The 10,083-nt window shown below is 60.9% G+C and carries 10 protein-coding genes; 9 read left to right on the top strand and 1 reads right to left on the bottom strand.

Annotated elements, in window-relative coordinates; translation table 11 throughout:
* Positions 1-4: 4 nt before the first annotated feature.
* The 5 genes from cobK (at position 5) to HYD27_RS29590 (ending at position 4,895) form a co-directional block, all read left to right on the top strand.
* Positions 5-781, top strand: a complete 777-nt coding sequence (gene cobK, locus HYD27_RS29570) for a precorrin-6A reductase (protein WP_219221322.1) — start codon at positions 5-7, stop codon at positions 779-781.
* 122 nt (positions 782-903) lie between these two features.
* The gene (locus HYD27_RS29575; RefSeq protein ID WP_219221324.1) at positions 904-1,575 is read left to right on the top strand and encodes a precorrin-8X methylmutase; all 672 of its coding nucleotides are present in this window, start codon (positions 904-906) and stop codon (positions 1,573-1,575) included.
* Between the two features lie 504 nt (positions 1,576-2,079).
* Positions 2,080-3,153, top strand: coding sequence for a cobalt-precorrin-5B (C(1))-methyltransferase (locus HYD27_RS29580; RefSeq protein ID WP_228745420.1), 1,074 nt, complete (start codon positions 2,080-2,082; stop codon positions 3,151-3,153).
* A complete protein-coding gene (gene cbiE / locus HYD27_RS29585) occupies positions 3,146-4,372 on the top strand; it encodes a precorrin-6y C5,15-methyltransferase (decarboxylating) subunit CbiE (RefSeq protein ID WP_219221326.1) in 1,227 nt (408 codons plus the stop codon). The genes HYD27_RS29580 and cbiE overlap by 8 nt, the downstream gene beginning before the upstream one ends.
* A gap of 1 nt (position 4,373) precedes the next feature.
* Positions 4,374-4,895, top strand: a complete 522-nt coding sequence (locus tag HYD27_RS29590; RefSeq protein ID WP_219221328.1) for a hypothetical protein — start codon at positions 4,374-4,376, stop codon at positions 4,893-4,895.
* On the opposite strand, the gene HYD27_RS29595 is transcribed toward HYD27_RS29590, so the two are convergent.
* Positions 4,873-5,106, bottom strand: coding sequence for a hypothetical protein (locus HYD27_RS29595; protein WP_219221330.1), 234 nt, complete (start codon positions 5,104-5,106; stop codon positions 4,873-4,875). The genes HYD27_RS29590 and HYD27_RS29595 overlap by 23 nt on opposite strands.
* 419 nt (positions 5,107-5,525) lie before the next feature.
* On the opposite strand from HYD27_RS29595, the gene cobI reads away from it, so the two are divergent.
* Genes cobI through HYD27_RS29615 form a run of 4 tightly spaced genes read left to right on the top strand, consistent with a single transcriptional unit; the run spans position 5,526 to position 9,792 of the window.
* Positions 5,526-6,257, top strand: a complete 732-nt coding sequence (gene cobI / locus HYD27_RS29600) for a precorrin-2 C(20)-methyltransferase (protein ID WP_219221336.1) — start codon at positions 5,526-5,528, stop codon at positions 6,255-6,257.
* Positions 6,254-7,057, top strand: coding sequence for a precorrin-4 C(11)-methyltransferase (gene cobM, locus HYD27_RS29605; protein ID WP_219221331.1), 804 nt, complete (start codon positions 6,254-6,256; stop codon positions 7,055-7,057). Before cobI ends, cobM begins: the two co-directional genes overlap by 4 nt.
* The gene (locus HYD27_RS29610; RefSeq protein WP_219221333.1) at positions 7,050-8,165 is read left to right on the top strand and encodes a cobalt-precorrin 5A hydrolase; all 1,116 of its coding nucleotides are present in this window, start codon (positions 7,050-7,052) and stop codon (positions 8,163-8,165) included. Before cobM ends, HYD27_RS29610 begins: the two co-directional genes overlap by 8 nt.
* Positions 8,158-9,792, top strand: a complete 1,635-nt coding sequence (locus tag HYD27_RS29615) for a cobyrinic acid a,c-diamide synthase CobB (protein ID WP_219221334.1) — start codon at positions 8,158-8,160, stop codon at positions 9,790-9,792. Before HYD27_RS29610 ends, HYD27_RS29615 begins: the two co-directional genes overlap by 8 nt.
* Positions 9,793-10,083: the final 291 nt, after the last annotated feature.

The following is a 10,083-nucleotide window of genomic DNA, read 5'->3' on the forward strand; positions in this document are numbered from 1 at the left end:
CGCGATGATATTTATGTTGTGCGGCACCAGTGACGCCCGTGAACTGGCGCTGGCCCTGTCAAGCCGGCAGCTGCCGCTGCTGGCTTCGGTTGTGACGGACAGCGCTGCGGAGCGCCTTGAAGCGGCCGGCATCAAGGTGCGCGTGGGCAGGCTGGACCAGCAGGGGCTGACCTTGCTCCTGCGCGGGGGCGGCTTTCGCGTCCTCATAGATGCCAGCCATCCGTTTGCGCTGGAGGCGCATGTCCATGCCAGGGGAGCGGCTGCTGAGCTCGGGCTGCCGTATTTGCGCTATGAGCGGCGCAGCATCCTTTATGACGATCATCCCAGGCTGATTGTTGTGCCTTCCTACGAAGAAGCCGCACGCGCGGCCAGGCAGCTGAAAGGCTCCATTATGCTGACCACAGGCGGCAAAACATTGGGGATCTTTGCGGAGTCACTGCTGAATGATCCGGAAATCCGGCTGACAGTCAGATTGCTGCCTTGTCTGGAGAATATGGAGAAATGTCTTTCCCTTGGGATAGAGCAGCGCAATATCATTGCCCTGCAGGGGCCTTTTTCGCGGGAGCTCAATGAAGCCCTGTTCAGGCAATTCGGCACACAGGTCATGATTACCAAGGAGAGCGGTGCGGAAGGCTCCCTGGATGAAAAGGTGCATGCGGCACTCGATATGGGGCTTTATGTCATTTTGATTGCGCGGCCGCAAGCTTCTTGGGGAAATGTCCGCGGGGTGTATGAGTCTTTTGAGGAGATACTGAGCGCAGTTAAGCATGTGCTGGAATAGAACGCTTGAATGAACAAATTCAGCTTAAGTTTACTGGGAAAAAATCGAGTTGCAGCGGCGGCGGCAGAAATTCTGTGAAGCGGGCCAATCAGCAGCTTATAATGAAGAAATGAGGGATAGCTATGGAGTTTGGCACGGACTTTAGGCCGCTGACGGTGCAGCCGCAGGAGATTGAAAGCCTGAGCTTTCAGATAATTACCCGGGAGCTGGGCGAGCATGGCTTTAGCGCGATGCAGTACCCGGTTGTGCAGCGGATCATTCATGCCTCGGCCGATTTCGAGCTGGGGCGGAGTCTGGTATTCCATCCCCGGGCGGTGGAGGCGGGAATTTCCGCGATTCTGGAGGGGAGGCCGGTTATCGCTGATGTGCGGATGGTGGAGGCCGGTATTGCCAAGGAGAGGATTCTTAAATACGGCGGTGAGGTTAGAGTGCATATCTCTGATCCGGATGTTATTGAAGCCGCCAGGATTCAGGGCACAACCCGGGCAATTCTCGCTACCCGCAAAGCCTGCGCCGAAGCGCCGGGCGGCATCTATGTGGTCGGCAACGCGCCTACGGCGCTGCTTGAATTGATTCGTCTGATCAAGGAAGGCGCAGCACAGCCGGGTCTCATCATCGGCATGCCGGTCGGATTCGTATCTGCGGCCGAGTCGAAGGGGGAGCTGCGCAAGCTGGACATTCCGTATATCACCAACATCGGGCGCAAAGGCGGAAGCACCGTTGTGGCGGCGGCGGTTAATGCACTGAGCCTGCTGGCTGTCCGGCAAGCGGCGGAGTCACAGAATCAGGGCTGAGAAGAGACTAAATATAGAGACTTAATGCAGAGACTTAATGCAGAGATTTAATGCAGAGATTTAATGTAGAGACTTAATGTAAAGTAGACTTACAGCAAAACGGCAGGGAGGGGAGCGACATTGGACAGGGAAAGGCGGAAGACGATAGGCTTGCAGCCCCTTGGGCGCAGCGGAGACTTGGAGCACGGGGACCAGAAACAGCCTGCACGGGAGCCGGATGGCAGCCCTGCGGGTCGGGAGCCGGACGGTAGCCTGGCGAGACGAGAGCCGGATGGCAACCCGGGGGGACGGGAGTCGGATGACAGCCTGGCGAGACGAGAGCCGGATGACAGCCCTGCGGGACGGGAGTCGGATGACAGCCCGGGGGGACGGGAGCCGGATGACAGCCCGGGGGGACGGGAGCCGGGCGGCAGCCAAAATGCAAGCGAGCTGCAAGGCGATCGCGAGGCCCCTCGCCAGTCCGGCCCAACAGCTGACCAGTCTGCCGGCGGTTCTCCGGCAACGCTGCGCCGGGGATACACCACCGGCGCCTGCGCCGCCGCCGCCGCCAAAGGCGCGGCGCTCCTGCTGGTTACGGGCGAAGCTCCGCAGACCGTGGAGATTGATCTGCCCGCCGGGTTCCGCCATGCCTTCGAGCTGACGGGGTGGCAGCGCAGCGCCGGGGATTGGGCAGTCTGTGCAACGGTGAAGGATGCCGGAGATGATCCGGATGCGACGCATCAGGCCAGGATTGAGGCGGTTGTGAGCTGGCGCGATACCCCTGGCGTGGAGATTGACGGCGGCAAGGGCGTTGGAAGAGTGACGAAGCCGGGCTTGCCGGTAGCTGTAGGCGAAGCGGCGATTAATCCCGTACCCCGGCGCATGATTCGGGAGGCGGTGTCCGAGGTGCTGGAGGAGCATGGCGCGGGCCGGGGGCTGCGAGTGGTCATCCATGTGCCGGAAGGCGAGGCCATTGCGCTGAAGACGCTGAATCCGCGTCTTGGCATCCTTGGCGGCATCTCCATTCTGGGCACGCGCGGCGTGGTGACGCCGTTCTCCGCCGAGGCTTACAAGGCCAGCGTGGTGCAGGCGATTTCCGTCGCTGCGGCCATGGGGAACAAGCAGCTTATTTTGACCACCGGCGGCAGCAGTGAAAAATATGCGCAGGCGATGTTCGCGGAGCTTCCGGAGGAGGCTTTTATCCAGATGGGCGAATATGTGGGCTTCTCGCTTGGGCATGCGAAGACCCATGGAATCACCAAAATCACACTGGTGGGCATGGCGGGCAAGTACTCAAAGGTAGCGCAGGGTGCCATGCTGATCCATTCCAGGAACGCGCCGGTGGACTTCGGATTTTTGGCTAAGGTTGCGGCAGAGTCGGGAGCGGATCAGAGGCTGGCGGAGGAAATTGCCGGAGCCAACACGGCTTCACAGGTTGTGGATTTGATGACGGAGGCCGGGAATGACGGATTTTTTGAACAGCTGTGCATGCATGCCTGCAGGCATTGTCTGAAGCATATGAACGGAGACATGACCGTGGGGATGGTATTGATCACAATGAAGGGCCGGGTGCTGGGAAGGGCGGAGATCCGTGGCTGACATTATCTATATCATCGGCATCGGCGAGGACGGAGCCGGCGGACTTGCCCCGGACAGCCTGAGCAAGATACAGCGGAGCGAGGTGCTGCTCGGCGGGGAAAGGCAGCTGTCTTTTTTCACCGCATACAAGGGGGAAAAGATCGTGCTGAAGAACGGTCTGAAGGCTTTTGCCGACAAGCTGGAGGAAGTATGGAGAGAGCGGCGCGCGGTGGTTCTGGCCTCGGGAGACCCGCTGTTTTATGGCATTGCCGGATATCTGGTCCGCAGATTCGGTCCGGAGCATGTTGAGGTGATTCCGCATTACAGCAGTGTGCAGCTTGCTTTTGCCCGGCTGGGAGACAGCTGGCAGGATGCAGAGCTGGTCAGTCTGCACGGCCGTCCGATCCGCGGGCTGGCCCAGCGGATGGACGGCAAGCACAAAATCGCCCTGCTGACCGACGAGATCAACACACCCGCGGCCATCGGCGCTTATTTGCGCGAGTTCGGAATGACGGAATATGAGATCTTTGTCTGCGAGCGGCTGGGCGGGGCCGGGGAGGTCTGCCGGTTCTGGGAGCCGGATGAGCTAGAAAAAGGGGCCTTTGCCCCGCTGAATGTGGTGATTCTGCGGCGGAAGCCGGAGGCCGTCCATGAACGGCGGCGCGGATTTGCCTATCCGGACGAAGCTTTTCACCAGCGGCGTCCGGAGAAGGGCCTGATTACGAAGCGCGAGGTACGGGCGCTTGTGCTGTCGGAGCTGAATCTGTCCGAGGACGCGGTGGTCTGGGATATCGGCTCAGGCTCGGGTGCGGTGGCGGCGGAATGTGCGCGGATTGCCCGTCTTGGCAAGGTGTTTGCCCTGGAAAAAGGCGCGGAGAACCTGCCCCACATGGAGGCGAACCGCCGCAAATTCCGCGCAGATTTTGAGATTATCCATGACAAAGCGCCGCAGGGCCTGGACCGTCTGCCGGACCCGGATGCGGTGTTCATCGGCGGGAGCGGCGGGGAGCTGCAGCATATTATCGCGCTTTGTGCCCGGCGGCTGCGGCCGGAAGGCCGGATGGTTATCGGCGCGATAACCATTGAGACGCTGTATACGGGTATGGAGGCGCTGAAGCTCGCCGGAATGGCGGCAGAGGTCACCCAGCTCCAGGCTTCACGGGGCAAGCCGATCCTTGGCATGACCCGGTTCGAGGGGATGAACCCCGTGTACGTGGTAAGCGGACGCAGGCAGGACTGATTTGCTTGCGCTGTGTGTCATCGATATCATTTCTGCCTGCTCTGACCAGGTAATTTCCAGCATCCACCGGATAATTGCAAGCATTGACCGGATATTTAAGCTGCAAGCGGACTCCAGAGCCGCTATTGGGGGGGAACTTGCGAGAGGTTGCACCAGGCCCGGAAATAACGGCAGAAATGCCGTTGTTGAGGCGGGGCTGGCCCGATTGCCCGGAAATAACGGCAGAAATGCCGTTGTTGGAGCCGGCCCGGCCAGATTGCCCGGGAATAACGGCAGAAATGCCGTTGTTGGAGCCGGCCCGGCCAGATTGCCGGAAATAACGGCAGAAATGCCGTTGTTGGAGCTCGCCCGGCCAGATTGCCCGGAAATAACGGCAAAAATGCCGTTGTTGGAGCCGGCCCGGCCAGATTGCCCGGGAATAACGGCAGAAATGCCGTTGTTTGGAGCCGGCCCGGCCAGATTGCCGGAAATAACGGCAGAAATGCCGTTGTTGGAGCCGGTCAGGCCAGATTGCCGGAAATAACGGCAGAAATGCCGTTGTTGGAGCCGGCCCGGCCAGATTGCCCGGAAATAACGGCAGAAATGCCGTTGTTGGAGCCGGCCCGGCCAGATTGCCCGGAAATAACGGCAGAAATGCCGTTGTTGGAGCCGGCCCGGCCAGATTGCCCGGAAATAACGGCAAAAATGCCGTTGTTTGGAGCCGGCCCGGCCAGATTGCCCGGAAATAACGGCAAAAATGCCGTTGTTGGAACAGAGCAGCTGGCTAGTCGCTGAAGCGCTCAAGTTCCTTCCCCTAGTTACCAACGGGCTTGCTTACACAGCAAAGGTACAAACTTAATGAATGGCATTAAGAACGAGCGCCATAACAGTAACAAGTACAGTAGCAGTAGCAGTAGCAGTAGCAGTAACAGTAACAGTAACAGTAACAGTAACAGTAACAGTAACAGTAACAGTAGCAGTAGCAGTAGCAGTAGCAGTAACGGTAACAAATACGAACATCCCAAAAAGGAGGAAACCGCCGTTGAAGATTGAGGAAAGCGAATCAGGACTGCAGCAGCAGTCCGTGGATGAGCAGGCAGCCCCTGAAGAACAAATCGCGGAAGCGGCGCTGCAGGCTGCGGGCGTTTTGTACGAAGCTTTTGATGAGAGTCCGATGACAGTGGAAAAGCTGACCCCAGCCGGCATCGGCACCTTGTATGGCGTGGGCGTGGGTCCCGGTGATCCCGAGCTGATTACGCTTAAGGCCTGCCGACTGCTGAAGGAATGTCCGGTCATTGCCTATCCGGCAACCCAAAAAGGAGGGAAATCCTACGCCCACGAAATTGTGGAGCTGCATGTCCATGCGGAGGAGAAGGTTATGCTGGGACTTGTGTTCCCGATGACCAAAGATCCGGAGCTGCTGGCAAGCGGCTGGAACCGCACGGCAGAGCTGTGCTGGAGTGAACTGAAGCAGGGCCGGGATGTTGCGTTTGTGACGGAGGGCGATCCGAATCTGTACAGCACCTTCATTCATCTGGCCCGGCTGATGCAGGAGCTTCACCCCGGCGTGCCGATTGTTTCAATTCCGGGAATTTCGTCGGTGCTCGGTGCAGCCGCCGCGCTTGGGCAGCCGCTTGCCGACGGCAATCAGCGGGTGGGCATTATCCCGGCTACCGGGGACCGGGAGGCGCTGAAGGAAGCGCTGCTGCATCATGATACGGTGGTGTTTCTGAAGGTTGCCAAGGTGCTGGACCTGGTGCTGGATGTGCTGGACGAGCTTGGGCTTGGCGGGAAAGCCTCCGTTGTCACGAAGGTGACTTCCCCGTATGAAACGGTGTGGCGGGACGCGCGCGAGCTGCGCGGCAAAGAGCTGGAGTATCTTAGTCTCATGGTGGTGAGCAAATGACGGGGGAATGCTTGGAACCCAAGGTATACATCGTGGGCGCAGGCCCGGGCGATCCGGAGCTGATTACCGTAAAAGGCAGCCGTATCCTCCGCTCGGCGGATGTTGTGCTCTATGCCGATTCATTGGTCAGCGAAGAGCTGATCTCCGGCGTCAAGCCGGGAGCCGAGGTGCTGCAAAGCTCGGGCATGGACCTGGAGCGCCAGGTGGAGCTGATGGCTGCGGCAGTGCAGGCCGGTAAAAGCGTAGCCCGCGTCCATACCGGCGATCCGTCCATGTACGGCGCGATTCTGGAGCAGATGTCGCTGCTGAAGCTGTGCGGCGTCAGCTATGAGATCGTGCCTGGGGTCAGCTCTGTTTTTGCGTCGGCGGCTGCGCTGGGCGCGGAGCTGACGGTGCCGGAGCTGACGCAGACGGTGATCCTGACCCGCGCCGAAGGACGCACGCCGGTGCCGGAACGGGAGCAGCTGCGGCAGCTGGCGGCGCATCACTGCACCGTGGCGCTGTTCCTCAGTGCTTCGCTGGCCGGACATGCGGCGGCGGAATTTCTCGCTGCCGGGTGGAGTCCAGACACGCCTGTAGCTGTCGTGAAGCGGGCGACCTGGCCGGACCAGCAGATTCTGCGGACCACAGTTGTGCGCCTTGAGGAGGATCTGCGCGAAGCGGGCATCACGATGCATGCGATGATCCTTGCCGGCTGGGCGCTTGACCCGACGCTTACGGACCGTGACAGTCACCGGTCGAAGCTGTACGACAAGACATTCACCCATGGCTGCCGGGAAGGCATCGACGCAAATGGCTAACCGGTATGCAGCGGTCGCTATCACCGTGAGCGGCATCCGGCTGGCGCTGAAGCTGGGAGCCCGGCTGGCGGAGACTGAGGTATATTGCTATGCCAAATACAGCGGCGGGCTGGAGGATGTTCCCGGGACACGCCGGATTTTTGCGGGGCCGGTAAAAGAACTGCTGCCGCAGCTCTTCCGGCAGTACGAAGGGGTTATTCTGTTCTTTTCGCTGGGTGCGGCCGTCAGACTGACAGCTCCCCTGCTGGAGGATAAAAGAACCGACCCCGCCGTGATTGTCATTGACGAGCGCGGAGAGCATGTAATCAGCATGCTCTCCGGACACCTCGGCGGGGCCAACAGGCTGACGCTGCAGATCGCGCAGCTGCTGGGCAGCCATCCGGTGATCACCACCGCCTCCGATGTGCAGGGCATCTTCGCCGTGGATTTGCTCGGCTCGGAGCTTGGCTGGCGCGCAGACAGCTTTGCACCGATGAAAACGGTCAGCGCCGCTCTGGTCAACGGGGAGGCGGTGGCCTTCCTGCAGGAGAGCGGCGAACCGGGCTGGCTGCCGCCGGAGGCTGTGCTGCCGGGGCATGTCCGCCTCTGCGAAGACATGGCGGAGCTGCGGGAAGCGCCATTCAGCGCGGCGATTGTGGTGACTGACCGGCTGCTGTCCGGGCAGGAGGCGGCCGCTTTGGGAGAGCGGGCCGCAGTCTACCGGCCGCGCAGCCTGGTGGTTGGGCTGGGCTGCAACCGCGGCACCCCGCTGGAAGAGCTGGAAGCGGTCGTGCTGGATACGCTGGCGGAGCTGGGGCTGTCGCTTCTAAGCGTCCGCAATCTCGCCACCGCCGGGATCAAAGGGGATGAGGCCGGTCTTCTGGCCTTATGCGCCAAATACGGCTGGGAGCTGGCTCTTTATACGCCGGAGCAGCTGAATACGGTAGCGCTGGAGCAGCCTTCGGAGGCCGTCTTCAAGGCGACCGGAGCCTATGGCGTCTGCGAGCCGGCAGCCCTGCTGTCCTCAGGGGCGGCAGGGCTTCTGCTCAAGAAGAAAAAAAGCGGCAATGCGACCATTGCCGTAGCTAGAGTCAGCTTTTCGCGGCAGAGGGGGAGAAGGGATGAATGAGCTGAGCGGAAGGCAGAAACGCCCGCAATCCCGTCCACGCTTCGTTGTAGCCGGTACAGGCAGCGGATCGGGCAAAACAACGGTCACGCTTGGGCTGCTGCGGGCATTTTCCCGGCGCGGCCTCGCCGTGCAGGCCTTCAAATGCGGCCCCGATTATATTGATCCCGCCTATCATGCGGCTGTGACAGGCCGCCCACCGCGTAATCTGGATTCGTGGATGACTTCGGGCCGGTATATGCTGGAGTATTTTTTGCGTTCCTCGGAGGACGCCGGACTATCGGTAATTGAAGGCGTCATGGGGCTGTATGACGGCAAAGAGGCGGCCGGGCTAACCGGCTCGACCGCGGAAATTGCCCTTCTTACGGACAGCCCGGTGCTGCTGGTGGTGGATGTGCGCAGCATGGGGCGCAGCGCGGCGGCCATTGTACTGGGCTTTCAGCAGCTGGAGCCGGAGGTGCGCATCGCTGCGGTCATCGTGAACCGCTGCGGCAGCGCCGGCCATTACCGGACGGTCCAAGCCGCGATTGAAGCGGCCTGCGGCATTCCGGTTATCGGCTGGCTGGAACGGGACCAGGGGCTGGATGTCCCTGAACGGCATCTGGGGCTGCTGCCCGCAGTGGAACGCGGCGAGCTGGAGCCGTTATTCGACCGTGCTGCCGACCTGCTGGAAGCAGGCACCAATTTGGATCTGCTGCTGGAGCTTGCCGCGGCAGCGCCTGCCCTGCGCTATCCGGCGGCAGTGCAGCTGCTGACGGGGGAGCATCCGTCAGAGGAGGCTCCGCCAGCCCGGGAGCGCCCGCAGCTGCAGGAAGCCGCTGTGCAAGATGCGCAGAAGCCGCCAGGGGCGCTGCCTGCTGCTGCGGAAACGCTCTTTCCGGCGGTTGCCGCCGGGAGTGGCGCACGCTCTGAAGTGCCGTGCTGTCCATTCTTGGAGAGCACGGCTCTCCAAGCTACAGCCATTGCATATGACCCCGCACCGGTCATTGCCATTGCACAGGATGCGGCGTTCAATTTCTATTACGCCGACAATCTGGAGCTGCTGGCCCGCGCCGGGGCGCGGCTGCTCCTGTTCAGCCCGCTCAGCGGCGAAGGAATTCCGCCGGACGCGGACGGCATCTACATCGGCGGCGGCTTCCCGGAGGAATTCGCCGCCGGGATCGCCGGGAATCCGGCCTTTCTGCACGGCCTGAGGGCGGCAGCGGCGGCCGGTCTGCCGCTGTATGCCGAATGCGGCGGCTACATGGTGCTGGCCCGCAGCCTTACCGACCGCGCCGGGGCTGTGCATGAGATGGCCGGGATTATTCCCGCCCATAACGTCATGCAGGAGCGGCGCGCGGCGCTGGGCTACCGCGAAGTTACAGCGCGGGAGGACTGCCTGCTGCTGAAGCAGGGGGAACGCCTGCGCGGCCATGAATTCCACTATTCGCGGATGAGCTATGAGCCCGGAGAGCCACGCTTCCCTGCCTATGACAGCAGCGGCAGAAACGGCAGCCAGCCGGAGGGCTATGCCCGCGGCAATGTCATGGCTGCCTATGCGCACATTCATCTGGCTTCTAACGCGGCAGCGGCAGGCCGCCTGGTGAATGCTTGCCGGAGCTATCGTCAGGGAAAGAGCAGAGTTTTGTAATTATAGGACAGCAAACTAATTGTACCCGTCAAACCTGCTGCACCAGTACATCCATGCTTAGGCGTGGATAGGCGTATCGAGACACCAGACTCAGAGCACGGAGCCAGGTGGAAATAGTAAACCTAAATGGACTGAAATCCTATTGAGATAGGGATTAGTGGGATTTTGTACACTTAATCAACCATGGCCTGGCAGCCACCGTCGGTCATGAAAAACAGATGAAGACAGAGTGCGTATTTGGTAAAATGGTGCTGTGGATCAGAGGTCGATAAAATATTGGTGAGAAATCCC

This window comes from Paenibacillus sp. S150, assembly GCF_019352175.1.
In the GTDB taxonomy this organism is placed as follows: Bacteria; Bacillota; Bacilli; order Paenibacillales; family Paenibacillaceae; genus Paenibacillus_AQ.

What these genes read in the sequence shown, in the direction of transcription:
- cobI (WP_219221336.1), top strand. Translation starts at nt 5,526, where the DNA reads ATGACAGTGGAAAAGCTGACCCCAGCCGGCATCGGCACCTTGTATGGC.
- HYD27_RS29575 (WP_219221324.1), top strand. Translation starts at nt 904, where the DNA reads ATGGAGTTTGGCACGGACTTTAGGCCGCTGACGGTGCAGCCGCAGGAG.
- HYD27_RS29615 (WP_219221334.1), top strand. Translation starts at nt 8,158, where the DNA reads ATGAATGAGCTGAGCGGAAGGCAGAAACGCCCGCAATCCCGTCCACGC.
- cobM (WP_219221331.1), top strand. Translation starts at nt 6,254, where the DNA reads ATGACGGGGGAATGCTTGGAACCCAAGGTATACATCGTGGGCGCAGGC.
- cobK (WP_219221322.1), top strand. Translation starts at nt 5, where the DNA reads ATGATATTTATGTTGTGCGGCACCAGTGACGCCCGTGAACTGGCGCTG.
- HYD27_RS29610 (WP_219221333.1), top strand. Translation starts at nt 7,050, where the DNA reads ATGGCTAACCGGTATGCAGCGGTCGCTATCACCGTGAGCGGCATCCGG.